This window comes from Occallatibacter riparius, from assembly GCF_025264625.1.
Lineage (GTDB): Bacteria > Acidobacteriota > Terriglobia > Terriglobales > Acidobacteriaceae > Telmatobacter > Telmatobacter riparius.
Window position 1 is genome coordinate 2,051,083 of the sequence record NZ_CP093313.1, and the last position, 26,289, is coordinate 2,077,371.

The window sequence follows — 26,289 nt, forward strand, 5'->3', positions numbered from 1 at the left end:
TCACTCCCTCTCAAGGTTGATCTGTATGCTCACGGTATCCGCAAAGCGTCTGTCCAGCAGTCTCACGATCCGGGCTCCAAAGCTGTTTCTAATGCGTTTTGGTCTGCTCCTCTTGATAGTTCTCTTCTCCTGCGGCTATGTTCTCGCCCAGGGAGCCGCCCCGCAGTTCGCGTGGAGCGGCCGCGTGCACAACGCAGCCGGAGCGCCCATCCCCGGCGCCAAAATTCAGCTTACCGCTTCCGCATCCTCCGCCAGCACTGTCAGCGGAGATGACGGCGCATTCCGCGTTGAAAGCCTGACGCTAGGTCACTACAAGCTCACCATCGAGACGAACGGAAAATCGAGCGAATACGCCCAGGGCGTCGATGTCGGGCCCGGCTCCCCCGCCGCGATCATCGAGATCTCCGACCGCGGAGACATCTCCATCTCTGCAGCCAAGGAGCGCGCCGCAGGCACCGGCGGAGAAGACCTCTCCGGCCAGGCCGTCAGCTCACTCCCGCTGAACAAGCGCGACTTCAGCCAGCTTCTCCTCCTCGCCGCCGGCACCATGACCGACTCCAACGGCGCCACCAACTTCACGCAGCAGTTCGCCATCAACGGACAGCGCGGCGTAGAAGCCACCTTCGCCATGGACGGCGCCGACATCAGCGACCCCGAAATGGGCGGTTCCACGTTCTCCAACTACAACGTCGATGCCGTCGAAGGCATCAATTCCAGCTCCGGTTGGATGCCCGCCGAAATCGGCCGCGGCGCTGCCGGCTTCACCAACATCGTCACGCGTTCCGGCGCCAGCGGATTCCACGGCTCCTTCTTCGAATTCATCCGCAACTCCGCTCTCGACGCGCGCAACTACTTCGATCACCCCACGCCCGCTTATCCCGGCCGCATCCCGCCCTTCCGCCGCAACGAGTTCGGCTTCACCAACGGCGGCCCCGTCTACATTCCTCACCTCTACGACGGCCGCGGCCGCACGTTCTACTTCGGGCAATATCAGGGCTTCCGCCAGGTGCTAGGCACCACGCAGGTCATGCCGGTACCGAACGACGCTGACCGCGCCGGCATCGACGTCGTGAAATACCCTGACGGCTCCACCGACACCCTGAATGTCCCCATCGATCCCGCTATCGCGGCCATCATGGCGCGCTATCCTCACCCCAACGATCCCACCGGTCCCTATCAGACCCGCACCTACGCGACGCCGTCCAAGGTCGATACCAACGCCAACCAGTTCTCCATCCGCATCGATCACAAGTTCTCTGATAAGGATCAGTTCTTCGCCCGCTTCAACTACAACAACCTGACCGGCCCCACCACCAATCCCGACCAGACCGCCATTGACCCCTCCTTCGGCGTGCAGTACGTCGATCGCCAGCGCAACGTCGTCGGCACGTGGACGCGCACCGCCTCGCCGCGTCTCACGTTTGAGTCTTCCATCAGCATCACGCGCTCCACTCCCGGATTCCCCACTACCAACTACGCCGATCCGGCAGTCAAATTCGCCGACGGCCTCTTTGAAGCATTCAACTCCGCAGCGGGCTCCGTCATGCAGGCCTACGGCAATCTCTTCCAGGGCCGCGAGAACGTGACTTACACGCGCGGCACCCACGCTCTCAAGATGGGCGTTGAAGCCCGCATCAATCGCGACACCACCTACTTCGGCACCAGCCCCAACGGCGAATACAACTTCGGCGGCGGCACCTCTTATGCCATTGAGGCCATCCCCTCTGAGAGCGGCACGCACAACATCAAGCCCGGCGACCCGCTGCCCGACACGCTCTCTTCATTCCTCTCGGGAAGCTCCTTCATCTACACCGTCGCACTCGCCGCGCCCTTCTCCTCGGGTGGCGAGCACATGGGTCCTGCCGCCATTAATCGCGAGAACTACGGCGCCTACTTCCAGGACACCTGGAAGGTCACCCCGCGCTTCACCCTCGATTACGGTCTCCGCTGGGAGGTCTATACCCCCATCAGCGAGCGCGCCCACCGCACCGGCAGCTTCCGCGAAATCAACGGCACCCAGCAGTACGTCATCAATCCCCAGCCTGGATACCGCACCAATTGGAAAGGCTTCATGCCCCGCATCCAGGGCACCGTCCAGATCGACAAGAACACCACTGCGCATGCCGGCGGCTCCATCATGACCATCCCGCCCAACATCTGGCAGGACAACTTCCTCACCGGCTCCACCCCGTTCGCTGTCTACCCGCGCGTTGTCGCCACCTCCAAAGCTCCCGTTCCCTACGGCTTCCAGATCACCTCCGACCAGCTCCCCACCGTCTACACCATCGATGGCAAGCCGATGTTCACAACCGATAACCCCAAGGACCTGCCCTCCAACCAGATCATGGATGTCGAGCGCTACCAGCACGATCTCGCCGCCATCACCCCCGGCGGCGTCTTCAGCGCTCTCAACCTCTCCGGCATCGACGCCAAGTTCAGCGATGCCTGGCTCTACACCTGGACCCTCGGCGTCGAACACAAATTCGGTAACCTGGTCGGCGACCTCGCTTATGTTGGCACTTCGGCCTCGCACCTGCCGCGCTACAGCTTCCCCAATGCTTATCCCGGAGCCTCGCCCGGCTTCGCGCCGCACACCAAGTTCGACGCTGACGGCAATGTCATCGGCGGGTTCGGAGTCGAAAACGTCATCACCAACGACGCGCACTCCAGCTACAACGCCATGCAGAGCTCGTTGTCCGGAACCGTGCCGCACGGCGGCCCCGGCATCTCCGCCAGCTACACCTGGGGCAAATCGCTCGATGACACCAGCCTCGTCCTCGGCGGCACCGGATCCACCGGCGCCGTTACTTCGGGCTTCTCGCAAGACCCCTACAACACCCATCCTGAAAAAGGCCCGTCGAACTTCGACGCCTCGCACTCCTTCAACCTGAGCGTGGCCCAGGACCTGCATCTCGAAAAGGCTGCATGGTTCAGCGCGGTCAGCCGCAAAGTCACCTACGGCTGGGAACTGCTCTCCATCTCCAGCATCAGCTCCGGCGCGCCGTTCACCGTCTACTCTGGCATCCAGCAAACCGGCTACGGCTCCAACGGCGTCGATCGTCCCGACCAGATCGCCAAGCCCCATCTGTCCACCGCGCGCAAAGAGCGCCAGGACTACTTCGGCCACGGCGGCAGCAACGGCCCTGACTTCTTCTCCATTCCGATTCACCTTCCCGATGGCAGCGGCCCCAACTCCGGCCGCTTTGGCACTCTCGGCCGTAACACCTTCCGCGGCCCCGCCTATTACGACTACGACTTCGCCATGATCAAGGACACGCCCTTCGGCCGACGCGCCAGCGGAGCCGAGCGCATGGACCTCCAGTTCCGCGCCGAGTTCTTCAACCTCTTCAACATCGTCAACATGGGCCTGCCCTCCAACGTCCTCCAGGTCAACAGCCACACCGGCCAGATCCTCGAAGACACGGGCTTCGGCCAGATCAGCAAGACCGCCGGCAACTCCCGCCAGATCCAGTTCTCGCTGAAACTCATCTACTGATCGTCAGGGTGCCCCATCCAAGCTCTGCTTGGGTGGGAGACCACGAACCCGCCCGCTGGGTACCCGCGAAGCCTCCCTACCCCGAACCTCCCGTGCCCCATCCTTTCGCGATTTTTGCGAAAGGGTGGGAAACCACAGAATCCACCCGAGCCACTCGCAGTTCCGCCTACATCCCTCGCGACTTCTCTCTGTCGCGAGGACCGGAACCACAGCCCCACCCCAGCCGAGAATGGCGCCGCAGGCGCAGTTGGCCGCACCGCAGGTGCCGCAGTGGCCGCACCGCAGGTGCCTGGTGCTATAAAGGTCCCGACCCACGGAGACCGCCCCCAATGCCCTCTCGCTTCATCCGAGCCGCAGCGCTCGCACCCGTCCTCTTTGCAGCCTCTTTCACCTCCGCACAAAAACCGGCCGGCGCTCCCCGCCACAACCTCGACATGACCCTCGCGAAGCCCGAGTCCGTCGGCTTCGATTCACAGCGTCTCGAGCGCCTCCACGCCGTCATGCAGAAAGCCGTCGACGACAAGAAGCTCGCCGGCGTCGTCACCATCCTCGCCCGCCACGGCAAAGTCGCCGACTACCGCACCTACGGCACCCGCGACATGGCCAGCAACACGCCCATGACCAAAGACACCATCTTCCGCGACTACTCCATGACGAAGCCGGTCACCGCCGTCGCCATGATGGTCCTCTTTGAAGAAGGCAAGTGGCTGCCCAACGACCCCATCGCCAAATACATTCCCGAGTTCGCGCACCTCAAGGTCTACGCCGGCAAAAACGACGACGGCACCCCCAAACTCGTCGACCCCGACCACCAGCCGACCATGGCTGAGCTCATGTCGCACACCGCCGGCTTCACCTACGGCCTCTTCGGCAACACCCCCGTCGACAAGATGGTCCGCGATGCCAAGCTCTTCGAATCGAAAAACCTCCAGGAGTTCATCGACAAAACGGCCACACTCCCCCTCCTCTATCAGCCCGGCAAAGGCTGGACCTACTCCATCTCCATGGATATCGAGGGCTACATCGTCGAAAAGCTCTCCGGCCAGTCACTGCCCGACTTCTACCGCGACCACATCTACCAGCCCCTCGGGATGAAAGACGCCGGCTTCTACGTCCCCAAGGAGAAATGGCAGCGCTTCGCCACCGTCTACTACCACGATCCCAAAACGGGCGGCCTCACCACCGAATCCAACGGCGGCGTCAACTTCCGCCCCTTCAACGAGCAGCCCCCCATGCCCTCCGGTGGTGGCGGCATGGTCTCGACGGCTGAAGACTACTACCGCTTCGCCCAGATGCTCGGCGACCAGGGCGAACTCAATGGCCACCGCATCCTCGCCCCCGCCACCGTCAAGCTCATGACCACCAACCACGTACCCGAGCCGCTCATGACCATGGGCTTCGGCATCGGCTCCCAGCAGATCCGCCCCGGATTCGGCTACGGCTACAACGGCGCAGTCGAATACGACCCGCACCTCGCAAACCTGCCCGACGGCAAAGGCACCTACCTCTGGGACGGCGCCGCCGGCACCTGGTTCTGGGTCGACCCCACCAACGACATCGTCTTCGTCGGCATGATCCAGCGCATCGGTGGCGGCGAGCCCAACGTCCAGTACCTAAGCCGCTCCCTCGTCTACCAGGCCCTCACCGACCCCTCCAAATGAGCTGGCTCAAAAACAAGCCGAGGCCAAAATGCTTTGTCATTCTGAGCCGAAGGCGAAGAACCTGCTTTTCAAGAACCGTCGCGAAAGCACAGAGCCGGGTGCCCCATCCAAGCTCCGCTTGGGTGGGAGACCACGAATCTCAACGGCACCGCCCTCAGGGCTGACTTGCTGACTTGCTCGCTGCGAAGCAGCGCTGACTTACTGCTTCTCTAGAAACAACGGCCACCCGTTCTAGGAGAAAGGCACCATGCTGCTCTTATCCAAACTCGTCTCGCTCTCCATCCTCCTCACCGCTACCGCCCTCTCCGCCCAGCAACCCACACCCCCTCCCATCCAGAGGCCCGCCCCCACCCCCAACGACACCCTCAAATCCGTCGAAGTCCAGCCCGACCGCCACGTCCGCTTCCGCATCTGGGCGCCCAATGCCACTGAAGTGAAGCTCCAGGCCGAAGGCCCCGAAGCCACGCCCGACATCACCCCCGCCGAGGCCTACAAGAACATGGGCGGCGTCCCCCTAACCAAAGGCGACCAGGGCATCTGGGACGTGACCATCGGCCCCATCACGCCCGGTATCTACCGCTACAACTTCGTCGTCGACGGCGTCGCCACCACCGACCCCCGTAACCCCCTCACGTCGCAGTCCCTCACCAGCTCCCGCAGCATGTATGAAGTCCCCGGCGCCGATTTCATGGAGTACAAAGCGGGAGTCCCCCATGGCGCCATCGCCACCGTTTACTACGACTCGACGGCCACCAACAACCAGCGCCGTATGCACATCTACACCCCGCCCGGCTATGAAGCCGGAACCACCCGCCTCCCTGTCCTCTATCTCCTTCACGGCGGCGGCGACTCCGACGACTCCTGGTCCACCGTCGGCCGCGCCGGAGCCATCCTCGACAACCTCATCGGCCAAGGCAAAGCCCTGCCCATGATCATCGTCATGCCCGCCGGCCACACCTCCACCGAGTTCCGCCTCACTCCCGGCGTCCGCATGGGCCACGACGCCTTCAACGACGACCTCGTCAAAGTCGTCCTCCCCTACGTCGACACCCACTACCGCTCCGTCGCCGATCGCGACCACCGTGCCCTCGCCGGCCTCTCCATGGGTGGCGCCCAGGCCCTCAACATCGCTCTCGACGACTCCGCCGACTTCGCCTGGATCGGCATCTTCAGCTCCGGCTGGTTCCCCAACACCCTCAAGGAAGAGGAAGATACCGACATCGCCAAATTCCGCTCCTCCGGCAAGCCCTTCAAGCTCTTCTGGGTCAACGCCGGCAAATACGACATCGCCCTTCAGAACAGCCATGCCACCGTCGCCCTGCTCAAAAAAGCGGGCATCCAGGTCGACGAGCACCAGAGCGAAGGCTTCCACGCCTGGAACAACTGGCGCGACTACCTCCGCGACTTCACCCCTCTCCTCTTCCGAACAGCCAAGTAGCATTCACCCGCATCGGGTCAAACGAGAGCCGTGTCATCCTGAGAGCACGGGGCCCCAAACGCCTTCTTCAGTATGGGGGTGGTAAGCGAAGGATCTGCAGGTTGCCGGTCGCCACACTGAGGGCTCCTTGACTCCAGCACGACAGAGAGTGCCCCATCCTTTCGCGTCTCTTGCGAAAGGGTGGGAGACCACCGAACCCCACCCAGTCGTTCGCGCGTTCCACCCAATTCCCTCGCGAGTTCCTTCTGTCGCGAGGATCGGGGCCACAACCACACTCCAGCCGAGAATGGGCGCCGAAGGCGCAGTGGCCGCACCGCAGGTGCTTATTGCCACGGCAACGGCAGCGGCTGCACCGCCAATCCCAGCGGCTTGTTCACTGTATACGTCGCCACCCAACTCCAGCTTGTCGGTGTCACGGTAAACACCGCCAGCTTGTTCGAGCTGTTTCCAATCGCATACAGGTGGTTGTTGTTATCCCACCGCAAGTCGTCCATCTCGCTGGTCGACATCAGCCCGTATACGCCGTCACTGGATACGCGCCATTGAAATGGAACACCTGCAGCCCCGCCGTTCCTGCCACAGCCAGCAGCTTGCCTGAAGGAGACATGCTGACCGCCCTCACGCCCCCCACAGCCACCTTCGGCATGTTCGCGTAAGTGTTGCTGGTGCTCAGCGCCCCGGTGCTCGTGTTCACTGTGTACGAAGCCAGTTGATACGGCCCCACCGGGTCGCCGTAGCCCGCATAAGGCTGCATAGGAATCGCCAGGTGATTCGTGGGATCGGCCGCCGCCAGGTACGGGCACCACCCCTGTCCTGAAGCAGCCTTCGGCATCACCTGCGCCAGGCTCAATTGCGTAAGAGACCCGTTACTGTTGCGCTTGAATCCCGAAATCATCGGCTGGAAGTGGTAGCAGCTCGAGGTGTACGCAAAAACATTGTTGCCGATGAAGCTTGGCAATCCCGCGATCTCCTGGCTGGTTCCCGCAGTGCCGTCGTACGTCAGGGCGCCGCTCGACTTGGTGATGTTCCACGCCTGGTACGCATTGTTCGAGCAGGTCATGTCGCCCCATTCGTACAGGTCGTACAGGGTCGCTCCGGTGTGGTCCAGAGTCACAAAGAACGGCGCGCTGTTGGAGCACTTATTCGGCCCGGCAGCGTTCACGGTCGCCGCATAGGTCAAAGAGCCATTGGACTGAATGCGATAGGTATCGATCATCGTGCCAGTGGCAGGGGCGCCAAACAGGTAAACCCCGTTGACCGCCATGCCGTCCAGATCGGCAGGAAAGGGAGAGCCGGAGATTGGTGTGAGCTTGCCGCTGGAGCCCGCGACGAAACCGTAAACATCCGTCTTCTGCGTCGTTCCAATCAAGCTTGATACGTATACCCAGGCCGAAGGCCCGGAGCTGGTTTGGGAGTCAAGGCGAGCCGGGGTCAGGGCCGCAACCGTGCATAGCGCCGCACCCAGGCAAACGGGGAATAGTTTGCGCAACATGGGTACTCCTAGAGGGGGCGGGGCTTTGTCCGCGCTATTGATCAATACTTGATTTATCCGGCGTTCTTTGAATGGGCGGAGAGCCCTGCCTTCTGCCGAGGTAAGATGCCGGATCGCCGCCTCGCCGCAGCTCTGCGGGAAAGAATGTGACGAAGCGCGGCTGTACCGTGATGACCATCACAGACCGGCCCCCTACCACGCGCTATCTTGCTTCCAGACGGCGATGGTGTCTCTCAGCCTCTCTCAATAAACAGGAATCAACGGGTGTTTACTAGAAAATTAGCTACCCCTCCCCCTGTTTTTACTTCTCCTTGTATTCGCTTTTTCGGCGACGTTTTTCGATAAACTCTTGAATAATTTCAACTTAACAAGATACGAAAAACAGTAGCTCTCATGGTGACTTTGTATCGCAAAGCCATCAAGGAGTTACTAGAATGTAAACAGCGAGATCGGCGAGCCACGTTTCAGCGCTGCGCCCTAAAGCTGGGTTCTACTTGAGCAGATCCAGAGCCATCGCCGTCATCGCCGTCACGCCCGTCTCGATCGTCGGCGCATAATCCGGCGCAAACAGCGGCGAGTGCATCGCCGGCAGCGGCACGCCGACCTCCTTCGCGTGCGCCAGCTTCCCCGGCTCTGCAGCTCCCAGCCAGAACATCATCCCCGGAATCTTCCCATCCAGCGTGAACAGCCCCACGTCCTCTGACCCCATCACAGGCGCTGGCGTCTCCACATGCTCCGCTCCCAGCGCAGTCTCGGCCGCCTTGCGCATCCGCTCCGCCAGCGCTGTGTCATTGATCGTCGCCGGCGCAATCTCCGTCTTGCTCACCGTCACAGTCGGCATGCGATCCTGCGGCACTCCGTAGCCAGTCGCGACGCCATCCGCGGTCCTCTTCACCGCCTCTATGATCTGGTCCCGCACCTTGTCGGAATAAGTGCGCAGCGTCAGCCCCATCGTCACGTCTTCGCCGATGATGTTGCGCTTCGTGCCGCCATGAATCGTGCCCACCGTCAACACCGCCGGCTGCTGCGGATCCACCTGCCGCGCCACGATGCCCTGCGCCAGCACCACGAACTCCGCCGCCATCAGCACCGGATCCTTACTGTTCTGCGGCTGCGACCCATGCGCGCCCACGCCCCGCATCGTCACGTCGATACTCGTAGAACTCGCCAGCAGCGGCCCGCCTTTGATGGCGATGCTGCCCGCCGCAAACCCCGAGTTATCGTGCTCCGCCAGAACGAAATCCGGCTTCCCGAACCGGTCGTACATCCCATCAGCCAGCATGGCGCGCGCGCCGTCAATCGTCTCCTCTGAAGGCTGCCCGATCAGCATCAGCGTTCCGTGCCACTGCGCCTTGCGCGCCGCCATCTCCTTTGCCGTCCCCAGCAGCACAGTCACATGTATGTCGTGCCCGCATGCGTGCATCACGCCCACATCCTGGCCCGCATCGTTCTTCGTCCGCACCGTCGAGGCGTAGTCCAGCCCCGTCTTCTCTTCCACCGGCAGCGCGTCCATGTCGGCCCGGATCAGCAGCCGCGGTCCCGCGCCGTTCTTGAGCACGGCGACAACGCCGTAGGCCTGCTTCCCGTCCTCGTATTTGCCCACGTGCTCGGTGACCTCGTAACCCATCTTGCGCAACTCGCCCGCCAGCAGCGCCGATGTCTTCTCCTCATGGTGCGAGAGCTCAGGATTGCGGTGCAGGTGCGTGTAGGTCTCGGTCAGCGCGGGAAGCTGCGCTTTGACGGAGCCCTTGAGATCAGCGGAACTCTGCGCCGCAAGCGGCAGGGCCAAACCAGCGACGGACAACACAACGGGAAGACGTAAGTTCATTGAGAGAATCCCTCGCGCAGGCAGGATGAACGTTGCGCCAAGCCTAACAGAGCCTGCCCGCAACGCGGAAAACCGATTCCTATTGCCAAACCATAGGAATGCGGGTACATTCGCACTATTGGAAACCCATAGGAGGCCGACAGATGGGCGGGAAGACTGATGTATGGCAGGGCACGCTGGCGCTGATGGTGTTGCGCACGCTTGAAACCATGGGCCCGCAGCACGGCTATGGCCTCGCACGACGCATCGAGCAAACCAGCGGCGATGCGCTCGAGCTGAATTACGGCACGCTCTACCCCGCGCTTCTCAAACTCGAGCAGGAAGGCTACATCCGCTCGCGCTGGGGTACCTCAGAGAACAAGCGCAAAGCCAAGTTCTACGAACTCACCAAGGCCGGCCTCCGCCAGCTCCGCAAAGCTGCTGCCGAATGGGAACTGACCACCGAGATACTGGAGCGCTTTTTGAAAGCCGCCCCGCAGAGCTGAAGGAGCCCTCCATGCGCCAACTGCGAGCATTTCTCATTCGTTGTGCTGCCGCGCTGACCGGCCGTCGCCGCCGCGACGATGCTGAAGCCGAACTCGCCTCCCATCTCGAGTTCCACATCGAAGACGGCATACGGTCGGGGCTCAACTATGAAGAGGCGCGCCGCCGTGCCCTCATCCGCCTCGGCGGGTTCGAACAGACTCGCCAAGCCGTCCGCGAGCGCCAGGGCCTGCCCTGGATAGAGAACCTCGTCCGCGATTTTCGTTATAGCCTTCGCACTCTGATGCGCCACAAGGCCGTGACCACCATCGCCATCGTCTCCATCGGACTTGGAATCGGCGCAAACGCCACAATCTTTTCCCTTGTCAGTCGATTCGTGCTGCGGCCCGCGCCGGTCGGCGATCCCGCAACACTCCTCAACATTCTGGGCACTCACATCGGCGACCGCTGCTGCAACAACCTGCCCTGGCCGGTCTACAACGATCTGCGCTCCGATGCGAAATCATTTTCCGACTTCGCCGCATATTACTTCCCAGTTCCAGCCTCCGTTGGCGGCCAGGGCGAGCCCGAACGCGCGTGGGGCGAGGCTGTCAGCTCGAACTTCTTCGATGTAACGCAGATTCGGATGGTCGCGGGCCGCGGCTTCACCCCCAGCGAAGATACGCAACCCATGATCATCCTCGGCGAGCGGCTCTGGCGGCGCCGCTTCAATGGCGATCCCTCTCTCATCGGCAAATCAGTCGATCTCTCCGGTCGCCGGTTCACGGTAGTCGGCATCGCACCGGCAGCCTTCCATAGCATCGACCAGATTCTCGACACGCAGTTCTGGGTGCCGCTTGGTACCGCCGCCGATCTCGTTCCGAATCTCCCCAGGAGATCTGCGCGCGACTACCACTGGTTGATGGTCGTCGGCAGGCTAAAGCCCGGCGTCTCCCGCGCCCAAGCCGATGCGGAGCTGGCGAACCTGGCTGCGCGCTATGCCGCAAGCTATCCCGCCACCGACAAGGACAATGGCTTCCGAACCGAAATGGCGGGAAGCCTGCCTGACTTCTTCAAGGGAACAGTAGTCATCTTTCTTGCGGCCTTGTTCATCATTGTCCTGCTGGTGCTGGCCATCGCCTGCGCCAACGTCGCCAACCTGCTGTTTGCGCAGGCGGTCGCGCGGCAACGCGAAATGGCGGTCCGTGTCGCCCTTGGTGCTACGCGCGCCCGGCTCCGGCGGCAGGTGCTCATGGAGAGTGTTCTGCTTTCGCTCGGCGGCGGAGCGTTCGGGGTTCTCTTCTCCCTGCGCGCCACGCAGTTGCTCTCGTCGGTGCGCCTGCCATCTCCCGTGCCGCTCGACCTCACGGTCGATATGGACGGGCGCGTTCTGTTCTTCACGTTCCTCCTGAGTCTTGTCAGCGGACTGCTCCTCGGGATCGCGCCGGCGTGGGCCGCGTCGCGTCCCATGCTTACCAACGCCCTCAAGGGAGAAGACGCGCTCGCCCGTCCGGGCCGGCGATGGTCGCTTAGAAACGTGCTGATTGTCGGCCAGATCGCTATGTCGGTGGTGCTGCTCTCCGCTACCATTCTGTTCCTGCGCAACCTTGAGAGCGCGGCCAGGATCGATGTCGGATTCCAATCGCGCGGCATGCTCCTACTCTCCATCGATCCGCGCGTTCACGGCTACTCCACCGAACGCACCAACACTCTTCTTGAGCACCTTCGTCTCCGCGCCTCCGGGCTTCCCGGCGTCATCTCTGCCACCTGCACCGATCAGCCTCCACTCAGCGGAGGCCACCGGAGCGACGGATTCACGATTGCCGGCCGCGAGGACTACAAGGCGGTACCCTCGGCCGAACTCTACATGGCCTCATCGGGCTACTTTGAGACGATGGGTATCCCACTCCTCGCTGGGCGTGGCTTTCGCAACGAAAGAGCTGATGGTCCCCGGGTCGCGATCGTGAACAAGGCATTCGCAGAACGCTTGTTCGGCAACGCCAACCCCATAGGACAACACGTCCACGGCGGTAGTTGGGACTACGAGATCATTGGCGTCGCCGGCAATACTAAGTCCCGTTCGCTCGGCGAGGATACGCGCCCGGTTCTCTACCGCTCGCTGGCACAGAGCATTGGCGAAGACGCGTCCCTGATGGGCTACACGCTGGTGGTTCGCACCGTTGGCGATCCGGCAGCGCTGAGTGAGGCCGTGCGTCGTCAGGTGTACGCGCTCGATTCGGCCATGGCCATCTACAACGAGGAGACGATGGATGAGCACCTGCGCACCGCGTATTTTCTGCCGCGGCTGGCGGCGGAATTATTCGGAGTTTTCGGTGGCATTGGCCTTGTCCTCGCCGCCATCGGCCTCTACGGCGTGATGAGTTACGCAGTCTCGCGGCGCACGCGCGAAATCGGCATCCGCATGGCAATGGGCGCGCGGCGTGGAGAGGTGCAACGATTCGTTCTACGTCAGGGGCTGCTGCTCACCGCGATTGCCCTGGCGATCGGCTGGCCCGCGGCCTGGATGCTCACTCGCCTTGCGGCCAGCTTCCTGTATGGAATCGCGCCGCACGATGCCTGGACATTCATCACTGCCCCCGTCTTTCTCTGCCTCATTGCACTGATTGCATGTTGGGTGCCGGCCCGCCGCGCCGCTTCCGTCCACCCCATGGAAGCGCTACGCACGGAGTAGCTGTGGCCCCTGCGTCCGTTTCCGCAATAAGGAACCGCCCGCTCCCACTGCCGGTAATCTGTAGAAAGGTATCCAGGGAGAACAGGAGATGGGGGCAACAGCACTTGAGTTTCGTCTGCGCATGGTGGTCAATGTGGCGATCATCGTGCTTGGCGTGTGGGCGCCCTGGGTCCCCGTGGAGAGGCGCCAATACATCCTTGAGTGGCTTCCGCGCGAAGTAACGCGAGCTGGCCTGATGCCGTTTTCTACTGCAGTCACAACCACGCTCATCATTGCAGGCCTGCTCGCTGCACTGGGAGCAATCCTCCGAGTATGGGGAACAGCATCGCTAGGTCCGGCCACCGTCACGTCCCTCGATATGAAATCCGGTCCAGTAGTTGCGAGTGGCCCCTATCGCTACGTGCGCAATCCGCTCTATTTAGGTCTGTGGTTCATGGTGGCCGCTATCGCGCTGCTCATGCAGCCTTCTGGAGCCGCGTTAGCGATGCCGCTGCTGACTCTCTTCGTGCTGCGGCTCACCTTGGGCGAAGAGGCATTTCTCTCGGGCCGCCTTGGCGAGCCCTATCGCGCCTACCTGCGTGCCGTTCCAAGATTCCTCCCGCGGCTCCGCAACAATCTCCCTCCGAGCGAATCTACGTCGCAATGGGGAACAGCGTTTCTCTCCGAACTGACGCCGATAGGGGTTCTTGTTGGCATCGTAGTGTTCGCGTCGACCTACAATTCAGGCGTGATGGCTCGCATCATCCTCATCGGATGGGGCGCCTCATTGATCGCTCGCGCCTTCCTGCCCCGCCCTCAGTCCGAATCTACGTCGTCGGCTTAGTCTCGCGGCCGACCGCGCCGAGATGGGTCCATCCGAACTTCGATGGGTACTTGAGTCCGTATCCCAGAACCCGATCGACCGCGATGTGATTCGCCCAGATCAGCGCAAACGGAATCAGAGTGTCATTCCGCACAAGCAGCGCGCAGAGCGCTAGCGTCGCCGGCAGCGTATATGCGTGGACCGCGTTGTAGATGCGCGAACCCCAGTAGGGCCCCGCGAAGTAGCCCAGCATCGAGAGATCGGGCACAAGCCACAGCACCACGAAGATCCACCAGCTTGCCCCAGTTCGCGAGTAGAGAATCGCCGTAAGCGCGGCGGTAGCCAGCCCCTCGCTGCGGAGAATGTAGAGAACCGATGCAGGCAGTCTGGTGTAGGCGCGCGGTGCAGCATCCTGGCAAGGAGATTGGCTCATAAGCAATCGATGGGCGAATCAGACGAAAGAGTCACAAAATCCATTTCAAATGAGAAAAGGGGAGAAGCCCTTTGGGCCCTCCCCTCTTCACCAGTCCGGAATGCTACTTCTTTGCGGGAGCGATGACGTCCTTCGCAGCCTTGGCCACGCGGAACTTCACAACGGTTTTGGCCTTGATCTTGATGGCCTGACCGGTCTGTGGGTTGCGGCCGATGCGGGCCTTGCGCTCAGCCTTCACGAGGCGGCCGATGCCCGGGATGATGAAGACACCGTTCTTCTTCGTTTCCTTGATGGCGGTCTCAGCTAGAAGGTCGAGGAATGCCCCAGCCTGCTTATTGGTCAGTTCCAGCTTCTCGGCCAGCTGCCGCGTAAGGGCGGTCTTGGTAAGTCCAGTTGCCATGCTTTTTGCTCTCCTTGTGGGCATGCCTTGAGGGCAGCCGATTGTTGCCTCGGTTTCCACCGGAATTCTTCACTGCGAAGAGCACTTTGAGGTGCCGCATGGCGGGCGCTGCTTTGAGGCAACCGTGTGCGAATCGCCTGTATCCATGCGGGTCCGGAGAACCCTGTCGTTGAAAACAATGCGGCTTGGGGCCGGTCCAAGTCAAGGTGAAAAGGCCGATTTCCACAGGTTTTCTTAGGTTTTTGTCGGAAATAAGCCGAAAATGCCCGTTTTTGACGATTTTTTCGGGCAAACGAGCTCGCGAAGTTACCTGGTTGGCTGCTCGCCCCTCCATGAATGCAGCCCGAATAAGACCTTCTTCTTTGGCTTCAGCGCTGCAGCGATCGGCGTGTTGAGCGCATCCACAATGGGCGCTACGAGCTGAAAATGCTTGACCACCGTCGCAGCGAGCCTCGGATCGAGCGCCGATTCCGAAGGCAAGGTCGCGCTCAGTCCCCATTGGCGGTTGCGGACCAGGTCCATTGCGGGGTGCTCTGCAGGAAATCCCTTGGGTGGTCTCGTTAACGCGTTTCCTTCAAATTCCGTGAAGGCCTTGCGCAGGGCGGGCCGCGCCAGCAGCTTGCGGAACGCAGCGTGATTGTCGAGCAGCCAGTAACGAATGGCAGCGAGCTGTTCCTTTTCGGGCATGTAGGCGCCTGCGGCAATCACGAGTTCCTTGGGGCTCACGTGGAAGTAGTAGCCGGCGCCGGAGGTCTTCTCCAGGCCTTGGTGCGACCACCACGCTGCGACGTGTGTCTTGTACGGGCGCTTGTCGTTTGAAAAGCGCGTGTCGCGATAGATGCGAAACAGAGATTTCTCTGCCGGTCGAACGTGGTCCGGAGCGAAGTCGAGCATCGCATCGGTGATCTTCCGGACCACGGCCAGCATGGGCTGTCGCAACAACTCCTCGAATTCAGACTTGCGGGGGGTGAACCACTCCCGATCGTTGTGGCGTGCCAGGTTGCGGAGGAACTTCAGAGCTTCAGGACGGAAGTAGGGATCAGCCGCTGCTAATGCAGGTTTTTTCTGGATAGCCATCGCAGAGTAGAGTTTACCGCGAGGATCTTCGAACCCTCACGCGCGCTGGAATGCGTGTCGGCTTCAAGTTTTGACAGACACTACGCAGGCCTAACGCGGGCGCAAACTGATTAGAGGCGGAGTATGGCGGGGCAACCACAGGAGCATCCGAAAAGGATGAGAACGATCTCGACAATTCTCGTAATGATTACGATGGCGCTGCTGACGCTGCTGATTGGCGCTCAGACCCACGAACTCGATCTCAAACCGGCGGACGGGTGGGTCGATACGAAAATCGACCTCGTCGCTGGAGATTCACTGCACATCACGGCGTCCGGCCATCTGCAGTACTCGACAGCTAAGCAGCCCAACGGGCCGGAAGGACTGCCACGCGGATACTGGGACCTGATCCGCCTGATGCCGTTCAATGACGGCGGTCGAGGAGCGCTGATCGGACGCATCGGGGATAGCGATGCGGCACGGCCATTTCTGATCGGGCCGGAGTTGACCATGCGGTCTCCTGTTGCCGGCCGTCTCTTTGTCGGTATCAATCAGCCGGCAAACGATTCCGTGACGGGCTCCTACGGCCTGAAGATTTCGTGCACGGCAGCTGCGAAAGCCGAAGCTCGCGCGGAGGTTACTGTAGCCGCGTTCACGCAGGAACTGATCGACTCGATTCCGCGCCGAGTGAGTGACGCGAGCGGCAACCTGGGCGACAGAGTGAACTTCGTGCTGATCGGATCGTCGGAACAGGTAAAGGCCGCGCTCAAGGCTGCGGGCTGGGTGGTGGTGGACCGCACCAGGAATGACGCGGTGCTGAGCGCTATCGTAGCTTCCGTCTCGAAACAGGGCTATGTCACGCTACCCATGAGCGAGTTGCTTCTTTTCGACCGCGTTCAGGACTATGGCTACGCCCAAGCTGATCCATTCCAGGTGGTTGCGTCGCGCCATCACTTCCGCATCTGGAAGGCGCCATTCCAGCTGAGTGGGCAGGAAGTGTGGGCAGGAGCCGGAATGCACGATGTCGGCTTCGACCGCGACCAGCGGACCAACGGCGTTACGCACAAAATCGATCCCGATAGCGACAAGGAGCGCGACTACATTCGCGACAGCCTGCTGCAAAGCGGCATGGTGATCAAGACCGACTACATCACGCCCACGGATCCGGTACTGAATGCAACGACCGCAACCGGAAGTGCCTACACGTCCGATGGGCGCACGCTGCTGGTGTATCTTGGCGAAGCCCAGCAGTAGTGCTTCCCCGATTCATCGCGTCTCTACGCCCACTCCGCTGTGTACTCCCAACGCGTAGACCGCAACGCAATGTATTGCGCCACCCGCGGTAGACTGCCCCGGTTGGGGGAGCTCCCATGCGGCAGCAGATGGTGCCAGATGATCAGGTCGCCGGCTTTGCCCGCGATAGGCACAAAGCCGGGCTCGCGCCTGATGGCGACGCGCGGGTCGGTACCCGCGGGCAGCATGCCCAGCCACTCATCCAGCCGCCGATGAAAACCGGGAATGCAACTGAAGGCGCCCTGTTCCGCAGGCGTGTCTGTGAGATACAGAATGCCTTGCACGCCAAACCGATGCGGGGGCGCAATTGTCGCGTCCCAATGCACATGCGGGCCGGGAAACTTCCAGTCGCCACGCTCAGGCGGATTAAGGCCACCCTGGTCGACGATTGCCCATAGGTCTTCGCGCCCCCAGAGCTGCGAAAACGCCTTGATGAGCCGTGGGGAGCGGCGATTTGCCAGAAATGCCGAATGCCGAAGCAGAGGCACCCAAATGGACACGCCGAACTTGCGTCCGTACCAGCTATTAGGGTTGGTAGGCGAGGCGTGGAGAAAGTCATAGATAGCCGCAGCGGCCTCATCGCGGTGGGCAGGTTCGACGGCGTCGTGCACAACTACGTAGCCTTTGTCGTCCCAGAAGGCCAGTTCCTCTGACGTCAGGCCTTCCACGCCATCGAGGCTGCCGATCGCAGAGCCGACGGTGTTGCCGGCGAGCGCGGCGCGCAACCGTGCGAGTTCGGCATCGTCCATTGCACCGCCATTGGTGGCGATGATCCAATCTTCGAACGCTTCGAAGCTTGGCCGCTTGATGGGATTGAAGAAGCGTGCGGTCTCCAGGACGTTCAGGTTCAGTCCCGCGAGCAATGTGCAGTCAAGATCGCGGTCGCCGCTAACTTCGCTCGGTCCTGTGCCCGCCGCATTTTTGCGCTGCCAGTAGCGGAAAAGATAGGGAATGCCGAGACGCCCAATCTTTTCCTCCGGCAGTGCGGCTGGGGAAGCAGAGGTCGATGCAGTGTCACTTTCGCTTGTGCTTGGGGATGTCACGGCATTCGAGTTCTCAGCGGATGACTTTGAGTGCAGCACGGAACAGCCCGTCAAAGTCGCCGGCCAGCGCCTTGTCTTTGCCGACGGCTTGTTCAATTGCCTTCTCCGATGCGGGACGCTGGTAGCCTAGATTGACGAGTGCTGAGAGAACATCGTCTACCGCAGCCCCCTGCACGGCCGAAGGCGATGGCGCAACGGCGAAGTCGTCCAGCTTGTCTTTGAGCTCGACTACGAGCCGCTCGGCAAGCTTCTTGCCCACACCGGGAATGCGCACGAGTTGAGCGTGATCCTGCGCGCGAATGGCCTGCACGGTGCGCTCGCTCGAGAGTCCGCTGAGGATTTTGATGGCGAGCTTCGGCCCCACGCCGCTCACCGTGATCAGCCGCTCAAACAGGCGCTTTTCTTCACGGTCGATGAAGCCGAAGAGCGCAATGGCGTCGTCGCTGACCTGTGTATGGATGTGCAGCGAGGCCTCTGCTGCTGCAGACGGAAGTGCCGTAAATGTGGGCACCGAGATGGTCACGTCATAGCCGACGCCGGCGCATTCGACGATGGCCTGGCCCGGCTCCTTATGAATGAGCTTCCCGCGGAGATGAGCGATCATTGGATGCTATTGTAGGATGCCCATGCGCTTTGCGACCCGCTCCAGTGTATCGAGAGCCTGATCGAGGTTCGCCCTTGTGTGCTCGCTGGTGACAATGAGTCGGATGCGGGCCTTGCCTTCCGGGACTGTGGGGAACGCGATGCCTGTGCCCATGACTCCTTCGTCGAACAGTGCGCGTGAGAAGTCCATGGTAAGGCGGCCTTCCCCGAGGATGACGGGCGTGATGGGCGTTTCGGTTGCCGGAGTGTTCACACCGCCGACGTTGAAACCGGCGCGGCGCAATTCACGCTGGAAGTAACGGGTGTTCTCCCACAGGCGGTCGATGCGCTCAGGTTCCTGTTCGAGGATGTCGAACGCGGCGATGCAGGTGGCGGCCACCGACGGCGGATGCGATGTGGAGAACAGGAAGGGACGCGCGCGGTGGTAGAGATAGTCGATGAGATCGCGGGAGCCGCAGACGTAACCTCCTAAAGCGCCGATAGCTTTCGAGAGGGTTCCCACTTGTACATCGACGCGGCCGTGCATGCCGAAGTGATCGATGCTGCCGCGTCCGTTGCGGCCCAGCACGCCGGAGGCGTGGGCATCGTCGACCATCATAATGGCGCCGTACTTCTCGGCGAGCGCGCCGAGCTTATCGACGGGGCCGATGTCTCCATCCATGGAGAAGACTCCGTCGGTGATTACGAGCTTGCGGCCGGGCTCGTTGGCGACCTCTTGGAGGAGTTCCTCGCAGTGGGCTACGTCTTTGTGGCGGAAGACCTTGATCTTGGCGCGGGAGAGACGGGCACCGTCGATGATGCTGGCGTGGTTCAGCTCGTCCGAGAGGATGAAGTCTTCTTTGCCAAGGATGGCGCTCACGGTGCCGGCGTTAGCGGCGAATCCGCTTTGGAAAACCACGCAGGCTTCGACGTTCTTGAAGCGCGCGATCTTCTCCTCCAGGTCCATATGAATCTTCATGGTGCCGGCGATGGTCCGGACGGCGCCGGAGCCCACGCCGAGCTCGCGTGTGGCTTTGAGGGCGGCTTCAATGAGCTCGGGATGGTTGGCCAGGCCGAGGTAGTTGTTGCTGGCCAGGTTGATGACCTGCTTGCCGTCGTAATGGCAGACGGGGGCCTGCTGGTCCTCGAGGACGCGGAGACGGAAGTGAGTTCCCTTCTGCTTGAGTTCGTTGAGGGCGTCTGTCAGGTAGGCGAGCTGGGGGCGGTCGGCGGAAGACATGGTGGCAACCTCACGATACAGGGTACAGGCACGGGGGGCGGGGGGCTCATGCGGACACGGCGCGGGTTAACTACTTGACTAACAGAGACGCAAACGTGGCCCGGGGTATCCGCTGATTTTATCGAATTTGGACTTGCAAAGTCCGACTGTTATTTGTCAATGCTTTAGCCGTCGAGAGGGGGGAGGGGGTGGCGGTGGGTCTTGGCGTCGGGCAGAGGGTGGGGAGGGGTGGGGTATTAACGATAGGGTAAACGCGAGTGTCGTAGTCCGGAGGAGCGGCACAGCGACGAAGCGGCAGAGCTGTGGACGGCCAACGCGAGTCGGAGGGGGAGGGGGGGTGGGGGGGTGGCATGGATCCTCGCGGAGCGAGGGATCGCGACGACGGACCGGGGACGGGATGGGCGGTTTTCGGGCACAAAACTCCCTTCCGCTGTGGTGGAGCGGCAGACACAAAGTATGCGCGGTTTCGGACGAGCGGGCTGTGATCGTGGTCACGATCAAAAGCTCTCGGTGTTCTTTGGTCGCGCACCGCTCCTGAGAGGCGGCGGTCTATACAAACGCTGCGCTTCGCGCAGGTAGGGGTGGGGGGGTGGGTAGGAGCGGAACCGAAGTTGGGCGCTCGGCGTATCTGCATTGTTGACATGCCTAGCGATCTAGGGGTAGAGTGCGTATACCTAGATATCGAGAGGTAACGAATGGCAACGAAGGACCTTCAAGGAACGCTGGAACTGCTTGTGCTCAGGACGCTGGCGGCGACCGGGGCAATGCATGGGTATGGGATTGTGCAGCATATCCAGCGGGCGTCCGAGGACCTGCTCCGGGTGGAAGAGGGGTCGCTGTACCCGGCTCTGCACCGGATGGAGCAGAACGGCTGGATCGAGTCGGAGTGGGCGCTGACGGACAGCAAGCGCCGGGCGAAGTATTACACGCTGACGGCGCAGGGACAGCGGCAGCTCAAGCAGGCCGAGGAGAGCTTCGATGAGCTGGTGAAGGGGGTAAGGGCCGTTCTGCGCTACGCGTAAGACGGCAGGGACCAGGCACCAGGCACCAGGCACCAGAGAGCAAGGCTCCGAGGGGGGTGAGATGGCTTCATTGCGGCGAGTTGCGAATCTGTTTCGGCGGTCGCGGCTGGATCGAGATATCTCAGAGGAACTGCGGGCGCATATTGAAATGCGCATCGAGGACAACGTCGCGCGTGGCCTGTCGCCGGAGGAGGCGAGGCGCGAAGCGTTGGTGCGGTTCGGGAATCACGCGGCGACGAAGGAGCGCGTGGTGGCGTCCGACGCGAGCCTTGGCCTGGCGGAGTGGGGCCGCGATATACGGTATGCCGCGCGGCATTTGCGGCGGTCTCCGGGGTTTGCGCTGACCGCGATTGCGACGCTGATGGTGGGGATTGGCGCGTGCGTGGTGGTGTTCGGAGTGCTGAATGCGCTGGTGCTGCGGCCGCTGAACTTGGCTGGGGCGGATCGGCTGGTGCAGGTGGTGAACAAGCAGCCGGGAGACGATTCGCAATCCTATCCGGACTATCTTGATTTGCGCGCGCGGAACAGCACGTTTGCCGATATGGTGGCCTACCGGGTTGACCAGGCAGGGATGAGCGTCGGCAGTTCAGCACAGAAGTCATGGGTTTACGAGGTATCCGGGAACTACTTCGAGATGCTTGGAGTGACGCCGCAGGTGGGGCGGATGATCGCGCCGAGCGATGAGCACGGGCCGAATTCAGCGCCCTATATGGTGCTGAGCGATGGGTTCTGGCGCTCGCGCTTCGAGGGCGATCCGCGCGTGGTAGGCATGACGGTGCAGTTGAACAAGCATCCGTTCACGATTATCGGAGTGGCGCCGAAGACGTTTCACGGAACGGAGCTCTTCCTGTGGCCTGACTTCTGGATTCCGATGGTGAACGAAGAACAGGTTCAGGGGTACAGCTTCCTGGAGAAGCGATACAACCACGGGATCTACGTGCTGGGATCTGTGAAGCCGGGTGTGACCGTGGTGCAGGCGACGGATAATCTGCGGGCCGTGGGGAAGGGTCTGGCGAAGGAGCACCCGGTTGAGGATGGCGGGATGGAACCCAGACTGGTGCGGCCGGGACTGTTCGCGGATACGGTGGGCGACCCCATGCGTGCCTTCACGGTGGCGATCATGGGGCTGGCGGTGCTGGTTCTGTTGGCGGCGTGTGCGAACCTGGCGGGCATCTTCACGGCGCGTTTTGCGGATCGGACGCGGGAACTGGCGATTCGCATCTCGATCGGCTCGGGAAGATGGCGGATTCTGCGGCAACTGCTGACGGAGGCGCTGCTGGTGTGCGCGGCGGGAGGAGCGGCGGGAACGGCGGCGGCCGCAGCGATGTTGAATGTGCTGAGCCGGTGGCAGCCGATTCCGGAGTTCCCGATCCATGTGACGGCAGTCCCGGATCTCAAAGTGTATGCGGTGGCGATCGGGCTGTCGCTGGCTAGCGGAATATTGCCGGGGCTGGTTCCCGCGCGACAGATCTGGCGGATGGACGCGATGCAGGCGATCAAGAGCGGCGCCGTTACGGCGGGGCTGCTGCGCAGGCTGACGCTGCGCGATGTGCTGCTGGGCGTGCAGATTGCGCTATGCGCGCTGCTGATCACGTCGTCGCTGGTGGCTGTGCGCGGCATGCAGCGGGCACTGAAGGCACCGATCGGATTTAAGCCAGAGGGCGTGGCGCTGGCTTCGATGGACATGCACATGAGCGGCTACGCCGACAAGACGGCGCTGCCGGTCCAACGACGGATGATCGATGCAGCATCGCACATACCTGGCGTGACCGCGGCGGGGACCATTGATAGCATGCCACTCGGCACCGGAGGCAGCAACGAGCCGGTGTTCCGTGATGGCACGACGGATTTCCGTCCGAAGAACACGGTTACGGTGGCCAAGTACTACGCGATCTCTCCGGGGTATCTGCATGCGGCGAAGACCCGGCTGCTTGCGGGGCGCGACTTCACCTGGTCCGACGATGACAAGACACGGCGGGTGGCGGTGGTGAACGAGACGTTTGCGCGCCGGATGTTCGGCAGCACATCGGCGGTGGGCCAGCATTACGTGGAGCCGGGCAACACGCGGATCGAGATTGTGGGCGTGGTGGAAGACGGCAAGTACGACACGATCACCGAGGATGCGACGGCTGCGGCGTTTTATCCGCTCGGCCAATACACCGCTTCGAGCACAGTGCTGGTGGTGCGGTCAGAGAGGCCGGTAGCGGAGACGATGTCTGCGTTGCGCGGGGCGCTTGCCGCAATCGACTCGAGCCTACCCTTCACGCTGCAGACATGGCCGGATGCGCTCACGCTGGCGATGTTTCCGGCGCGCATTGCGACGGCGGTTTTGATGGTGCTGGGCGTGCTGGCCGCGATGCTGGCGGTGACAGGCATCTTCGGGATGGCGGCGTATTCGGTGTCGAAGAGGCTGCGGGAGCTCGGTATCCGGGTGGCGGTGGGGGCGCGGCGCACGCAGGTGTTGCGGGCAGCGCTGTCGAGACCCACGAAAGTGCTGGTGGTTGGGTCGGCCGCGGGTCTGGTGCTGGGCGTGCTGGCGAGCAGGCTGCTGGCGGTGGTGGTGTACCAGGCGAGTCCGAAGGATCCGCTGGTGCTGAGCGGCGCGCTGGTGTTGATGGTGCTGGTGGGACTGGCGGCTTCGTGGATTCCGGCACAGAGAGCAATGCGGGTGAATCCGGCACAGTTGCTGCGCGAAGACTGAGGGGGGATGGCATGGCATTGTTCCGGCGAATTGCGAATTTGTTTCGGCGGGCGCGCCTGGATGGGGAGATTTCCGAGGAGCTGCGGGCGCATATCGAAATGCGCATTGAGGACAACATCGCGCGGGGCATGACTCCCCAGCAAGCGAGGCGCGAAGCGCTGGTGCGCTTCGGCAACACCAGTTCGATGAAAGAGCGTGTAGCGGCGGCGGATATGCCGCTGCTGCTGAACAGCGTGTACTCGGACATCCGGTACGCGTTTCGCCAATTGGTGAGGAACCCGGGATTCGCAGGCACGGCCATTGTGGTGCTGGCGCTGGGAATTGGAGCGAGTACAGCAATCTTTGCATTCGTAGATGCAGTGCTGATTAAGCCGCTCACCTATAGGGATCCCGCGCAACTGGTCGGGCTGTTCGAGAGCAATCCGCTGGGATCACGGTTTCATCTCTCGTATCCCGATTATCTCGATTGGAAGAGCTTGAATCATGGTTTTAGTTCGATGGAGGCGTTCGACAACGTTCACTTCGCGCTGAAGACGCCGGAGGGCGTGGAGAGCGTGGATGGCGCTGCAGTGGGCGCGGGATTCTTCAGGATGCTTGGAGTCACACCCGTGCTGGGACGCGACTTCAGACAGGGAGAAGATACTCTGGGCGCGCCGCATACGGTGATGTTGAGTTATCCCGCATGGCAGAAGCGGTTCGGTGGGCGAGAAGACGTGCTGGGCACGGCGATAACGCTGGACGGAACGGCGTACACCATCGCAGGTGTCCTTCCGCGGAGTTTCAACTTCGGCCCGGCCGGCGCGGCGGAGTTCTGGACGGCGATGCAGGCCAGCGCTACGCCGGAGGATCGCGGCGAGCACGGCATCCTGGCGTTCGCCCGACTCCATGATGGCGTCTCTCTCGAGGCCGCCGCAGCGGAGATGAGCGGGATTGCGAGCCGGCTGGCGAAAGAGTATCCGGATGCAGATGAAGGCCGCGGGGCTACGGTGGTGCGGCTGACCGAGCTGGTAGTGGGCAATCTGCGGCCTACGCTATTGCTGCTGCTGAGCGGAGCAGCGTTGCTGCTTCTGATGGCTTGCACGAACGTTTCGGGACTTTTGCTGGTACGCGCGCAGAGCCGGCAGCGCGAAGTTGCCGTGCGCGGCGCACTGGGTGCGACACGGCCACGCCTGGTACGGCAATTCGCAACTGAAGCAGTGGTGCTGACCGCAGCGGGCGGTGCGCTGAGCATGGCCGTTGCTTACACGGCGGTCCGGCTGCTGAGGAAGCTGGTTCCGTCTGCCAGTCTGGATGCAATGCCCTATCTGAGGGACCTCGGGCTGAATGCTCACGTAATCCTGTTCATCGCGGCCATAGCGGGGGGTTGTGCTGTGCTGCTCTCTTTGATTGCGATTGCACGCGCACCGTTTGCGAACCCCGGGCAAGGGCTGGCAGGGACCGGTCGCGGTTTTGCCGGAACTACGTGGCGGCAGATGGGAGCCAAGATGGTGGTCCTGCAGTTATGCACGGCCACAATTCTGCTGGTGGGCGCAGGCCTGTTCTCAAAGAGCTTCTACCGGTTGCTGCATACCGAAACCGGATTGCATCCGGATCATCTGGCCACCATGCGGCTATGGGCTCCGCCGTCGAGCTATCCAAAGAATGACAAGGTGGTGGCGCTGGCGCAGCGGGTGATCGCGGAGACAGAGCAATTGCCTGGCGTGCAATCGGCGGCTGTAACGCACCAGGTACCGATCTCCAACATCGCCGGCGGCAGCGCCACGTTTGAGGTGATCGGCAGGCCGAGCAAGCAGCGAACCAACGAGGCGAATGCGCGCGAGGTGAGCGCCGGATACTTCACGACGCTCGGGGCGCGGTTGCTGAGAGGCCGATGGTTCGATGAATCGGATGACGCCTCCAAGCCCCGGGTAGCAATCGTCAACGCATCATTCGCGCGCAAGTTTCTTGCAGGCGAAGATGCGCTGCGGCAGCACATTCGTTCCGATGCATCGGCTCCGCTGCTCCAGATTGTCGGGATAGTTGACGATATCCACGAAGGGCCGCTCGATGCGGACGTGCAGCCGGCCATCTATACATCTTTCGAGCAGGCGCCGAGTTCGATCTTTTACATCGTTGTAAGGACCGAGCAGGAACCGCGCGCCCTGCTGACACCGCTTAGAGCAGCTGTGAAACGGATCGATCCCAACGTTCTGACCATGACGGCCGAGACGATGGAGGATCGGATCGAGAATCTGCAATCTACGGCGCTGCACCGTGCTTCGGCATGGCTGGTGGGCGGGTTTGCGGCGATGGCCCTGCTGCTGGGTACGGTGGGGCTGTATGGCGTGATCGCGTATTCGGTGAGCCAGCGGACGCGCGAGATCGGCGTGCGTATGGCGCTGGGGGCACAGCGCGAGTCTGTGTACCGCATGATTCTGCGCGAGGCTGGATGGCTGACTGTACTGGGAGTTGGTGTGGGGTTGGTGTGCGCGGTGCTGGCAGCGATGCTCATTCGCAAGCTGCTTTTTGGCACGCAGGCATGGGACGCGCAGACGCTGGTGGCTGTGAGCGTGGTGATGACATTTGCGGCGCTGCTGGCGAGTTATTTACCGGCGCGCCGGGCCGCGGCGGTGAATCCCGCGGAAGCATTGCGCGCAGAGTGAAAGGAG

At 62.1% G+C, this 26,289-nt stretch carries 19 protein-coding genes; 10 read left to right on the forward strand and 9 right to left on the reverse strand.

What is annotated here, in order from left to right; all coding sequences use genetic code 11:
• Positions 1 to 91: 91 nt before the first annotated feature.
• The 3 genes from MOP44_RS08085 (at position 92) to MOP44_RS08095 (ending at position 6,595) form a co-directional block, all read left to right on the forward strand.
• The gene (locus MOP44_RS08085) at positions 92 to 3,496 is read left to right on the forward strand and encodes a TonB-dependent receptor (RefSeq protein ID WP_260795505.1); all 3,405 of its coding nucleotides are present in this window, start codon (positions 92 to 94) and stop codon (positions 3,494 to 3,496) included.
• 329 nt (positions 3,497 to 3,825) lie between these two features.
• Complete coding sequence (locus tag MOP44_RS08090) at positions 3,826 to 5,157, forward strand: serine hydrolase domain-containing protein (RefSeq protein ID WP_260795506.1); 1,332 nt, start codon at positions 3,826 to 3,828, stop codon at positions 5,155 to 5,157.
• A 247-nt stretch (positions 5,158 to 5,404) separates the two neighbouring features.
• Positions 5,405 to 6,595 (forward strand): esterase, encoded by a 1,191-nt coding sequence (locus MOP44_RS08095; RefSeq protein WP_260795507.1) that lies wholly within the window; start codon positions 5,405 to 5,407, stop codon positions 6,593 to 6,595.
• Between the two features lie 323 nt (positions 6,596 to 6,918).
• Here MOP44_RS08095 and MOP44_RS08100 read toward each other — a convergent pair whose 3' ends face one another.
• The 3 genes from MOP44_RS08100 to MOP44_RS08110 all read right to left on the reverse strand — a co-directional run bounded on the left by MOP44_RS08100 (position 6,919) and on the right by MOP44_RS08110 (position 9,915).
• The gene (locus tag MOP44_RS08100) at positions 6,919 to 7,104 is read right to left on the reverse strand and encodes a hypothetical protein (RefSeq protein ID WP_260795508.1); all 186 of its coding nucleotides are present in this window, start codon (positions 7,102 to 7,104) and stop codon (positions 6,919 to 6,921) included.
• The gene (locus MOP44_RS08105; RefSeq protein ID WP_260795509.1) at positions 7,104 to 8,087 is read right to left on the reverse strand and encodes a hypothetical protein; all 984 of its coding nucleotides are present in this window, start codon (positions 8,085 to 8,087) and stop codon (positions 7,104 to 7,106) included. The genes MOP44_RS08100 and MOP44_RS08105 overlap by 1 nt, the downstream gene beginning before the upstream one ends.
• 490 nt (positions 8,088 to 8,577) lie before the next feature.
• Positions 8,578 to 9,915 carry a M20 metallopeptidase family protein gene (locus MOP44_RS08110; protein ID WP_260795510.1) on the reverse strand — a complete coding sequence of 446 codons (1,338 nt, stop codon included), beginning with the start codon at positions 9,913 to 9,915 and terminating at the stop codon, positions 8,578 to 8,580.
• A gap of 143 nt (positions 9,916 to 10,058) precedes the next feature.
• Here MOP44_RS08110 and MOP44_RS08115 point away from each other — a divergent pair, with 143 nt between their 5' ends.
• From MOP44_RS08115 to MOP44_RS08125, 3 genes are all read left to right on the forward strand, one after another.
• Positions 10,059 to 10,400, forward strand: coding sequence for a PadR family transcriptional regulator (locus MOP44_RS08115; protein WP_260795511.1), 342 nt, complete (start codon positions 10,059 to 10,061; stop codon positions 10,398 to 10,400).
• Positions 10,401 to 10,411: 11 nt separating this feature from the next.
• Positions 10,412 to 13,069: an ABC transporter permease gene (locus MOP44_RS08120; protein WP_260795513.1), complete on the forward strand. Its 2,658-nt coding sequence runs from the start codon at positions 10,412 to 10,414 to the stop codon at positions 13,067 to 13,069.
• An 88-nt stretch (positions 13,070 to 13,157) separates the two neighbouring features.
• A complete protein-coding gene (locus tag MOP44_RS08125) occupies positions 13,158 to 13,892 on the forward strand; it encodes a methyltransferase family protein (RefSeq protein ID WP_260795515.1) in 735 nt (244 codons plus the stop codon).
• Here MOP44_RS08125 and MOP44_RS08130 read toward each other — a convergent pair.
• The 3 genes from MOP44_RS08130 to MOP44_RS08140 all read right to left on the reverse strand — a co-directional run bounded on the left by MOP44_RS08130 (position 13,876) and on the right by MOP44_RS08140 (position 15,781).
• Entirely contained in the window at positions 13,876 to 14,304 is a 429-nt protein-coding gene (locus MOP44_RS08130; protein WP_260795516.1) for a DUF4260 domain-containing protein, read from the reverse strand. The genes MOP44_RS08125 and MOP44_RS08130 overlap by 17 nt on opposite strands.
• Positions 14,305 to 14,407: 103 nt before the next feature.
• Positions 14,408 to 14,704 (reverse strand): HU family DNA-binding protein, encoded by a 297-nt coding sequence (locus MOP44_RS08135; RefSeq protein ID WP_260795518.1) that lies wholly within the window; start codon positions 14,702 to 14,704, stop codon positions 14,408 to 14,410.
• A 306-nt stretch (positions 14,705 to 15,010) separates the two neighbouring features.
• On the reverse strand, positions 15,011 to 15,781 hold the full coding sequence (locus tag MOP44_RS08140) for a DUF2461 domain-containing protein (RefSeq protein ID WP_260795520.1): 771 nt from the start codon (positions 15,779 to 15,781) through the stop codon (positions 15,011 to 15,013).
• Positions 15,782 to 15,937: 156 nt separating this feature from the next.
• On the opposite strand from MOP44_RS08140, the gene MOP44_RS08145 reads away from it, so the two are divergent.
• Positions 15,938 to 17,014 (forward strand): LssY C-terminal domain-containing protein, encoded by a 1,077-nt coding sequence (locus MOP44_RS08145; RefSeq protein WP_260795521.1) that lies wholly within the window; start codon positions 15,938 to 15,940, stop codon positions 17,012 to 17,014.
• Positions 17,015 to 17,037: 23 nt separating this feature from the next.
• On the opposite strand, the gene MOP44_RS08150 is transcribed toward MOP44_RS08145, so the two are convergent.
• From MOP44_RS08150 to MOP44_RS08160, 3 genes are read right to left on the reverse strand one after another with little or no spacing between them, the layout of a single operon-like run.
• A complete protein-coding gene (locus MOP44_RS08150; RefSeq protein WP_260795522.1) occupies positions 17,038 to 18,096 on the reverse strand; it encodes a phytanoyl-CoA dioxygenase family protein in 1,059 nt (352 codons plus the stop codon).
• Between the two features lie 13 nt (positions 18,097 to 18,109).
• Positions 18,110 to 18,700, reverse strand: a complete 591-nt coding sequence (gene ruvA / locus MOP44_RS08155) for a Holliday junction branch migration protein RuvA (protein ID WP_260795523.1) — start codon at positions 18,698 to 18,700, stop codon at positions 18,110 to 18,112.
• Between the two features lie 6 nt (positions 18,701 to 18,706).
• The gene (locus MOP44_RS08160) at positions 18,707 to 19,918 is read right to left on the reverse strand and encodes a glycine C-acetyltransferase (protein ID WP_260795524.1); all 1,212 of its coding nucleotides are present in this window, start codon (positions 19,916 to 19,918) and stop codon (positions 18,707 to 18,709) included.
• Positions 19,919 to 20,613: 695 nt separating this feature from the next.
• Here MOP44_RS08160 and MOP44_RS08165 point away from each other — a divergent pair.
• From MOP44_RS08165 to MOP44_RS08175, 3 genes are all read left to right on the forward strand, one after another.
• Positions 20,614 to 20,940: a PadR family transcriptional regulator gene (locus MOP44_RS08165; protein ID WP_260795525.1), complete on the forward strand. Its 327-nt coding sequence runs from the start codon at positions 20,614 to 20,616 to the stop codon at positions 20,938 to 20,940.
• Positions 20,941 to 21,001: 61 nt separating this feature from the next.
• Positions 21,002 to 23,641, forward strand: coding sequence for an ABC transporter permease (locus tag MOP44_RS08170; RefSeq protein WP_260795526.1), 2,640 nt, complete (start codon positions 21,002 to 21,004; stop codon positions 23,639 to 23,641).
• Positions 23,642 to 23,652: 11 nt separating this feature from the next.
• Positions 23,653 to 26,283, forward strand: a complete 2,631-nt coding sequence (locus MOP44_RS08175) for an ABC transporter permease (protein WP_260795527.1) — start codon at positions 23,653 to 23,655, stop codon at positions 26,281 to 26,283.
• Positions 26,284 to 26,289 lie beyond the last annotated feature (6 nt).

What these genes read in the sequence shown, in the direction of transcription:
- MOP44_RS08145 (WP_260795521.1), top strand. Translation starts at nt 15,938, where the DNA reads ATGAGAACGATCTCGACAATTCTCGTAATGATTACGATGGCGCTGCTG.
- MOP44_RS08105 (WP_260795509.1), bottom strand. Translation starts at nt 8,087, where the DNA reads ATGTTGCGCAAACTATTCCCCGTTTGCCTGGGTGCGGCGCTATGCACG.
- MOP44_RS08140 (WP_260795520.1), bottom strand. Translation starts at nt 15,781, where the DNA reads ATGGCTATCCAGAAAAAACCTGCATTAGCAGCGGCTGATCCCTACTTC.
- MOP44_RS08095 (WP_260795507.1), top strand. Translation starts at nt 5,405, where the DNA reads ATGCTGCTCTTATCCAAACTCGTCTCGCTCTCCATCCTCCTCACCGCT.
- ruvA (WP_260795523.1), bottom strand. Translation starts at nt 18,700, where the DNA reads ATGATCGCTCATCTCCGCGGGAAGCTCATTCATAAGGAGCCGGGCCAG.
- MOP44_RS08175 (WP_260795527.1), top strand. Translation starts at nt 23,653, where the DNA reads ATGGCATTGTTCCGGCGAATTGCGAATTTGTTTCGGCGGGCGCGCCTG.
- MOP44_RS08160 (WP_260795524.1), bottom strand. Translation starts at nt 19,918, where the DNA reads ATGTCTTCCGCCGACCGCCCCCAGCTCGCCTACCTGACAGACGCCCTC.
- MOP44_RS08110 (WP_260795510.1), bottom strand. Translation starts at nt 9,915, where the DNA reads ATGAACTTACGTCTTCCCGTTGTGTTGTCCGTCGCTGGTTTGGCCCTG.
- MOP44_RS08135 (WP_260795518.1), bottom strand. Translation starts at nt 14,704, where the DNA reads ATGGCAACTGGACTTACCAAGACCGCCCTTACGCGGCAGCTGGCCGAG.
- MOP44_RS08165 (WP_260795525.1), top strand. Translation starts at nt 20,614, where the DNA reads ATGGCAACGAAGGACCTTCAAGGAACGCTGGAACTGCTTGTGCTCAGG.
- MOP44_RS08125 (WP_260795515.1), top strand. Translation starts at nt 13,158, where the DNA reads ATGGGGGCAACAGCACTTGAGTTTCGTCTGCGCATGGTGGTCAATGTG.
- MOP44_RS08120 (WP_260795513.1), top strand. Translation starts at nt 10,412, where the DNA reads ATGCGCCAACTGCGAGCATTTCTCATTCGTTGTGCTGCCGCGCTGACC.
- MOP44_RS08115 (WP_260795511.1), top strand. Translation starts at nt 10,059, where the DNA reads ATGGGCGGGAAGACTGATGTATGGCAGGGCACGCTGGCGCTGATGGTG.
- MOP44_RS08085 (WP_260795505.1), top strand. Translation starts at nt 92, where the DNA reads ATGCGTTTTGGTCTGCTCCTCTTGATAGTTCTCTTCTCCTGCGGCTAT.
- MOP44_RS08090 (WP_260795506.1), top strand. Translation starts at nt 3,826, where the DNA reads ATGCCCTCTCGCTTCATCCGAGCCGCAGCGCTCGCACCCGTCCTCTTT.
- MOP44_RS08170 (WP_260795526.1), top strand. Translation starts at nt 21,002, where the DNA reads ATGGCTTCATTGCGGCGAGTTGCGAATCTGTTTCGGCGGTCGCGGCTG.
- MOP44_RS08100 (WP_260795508.1), bottom strand. Translation starts at nt 7,104, where the DNA reads ATGTCGACCAGCGAGATGGACGACTTGCGGTGGGATAACAACAACCAC.
- MOP44_RS08130 (WP_260795516.1), bottom strand. Translation starts at nt 14,304, where the DNA reads ATGAGCCAATCTCCTTGCCAGGATGCTGCACCGCGCGCCTACACCAGA.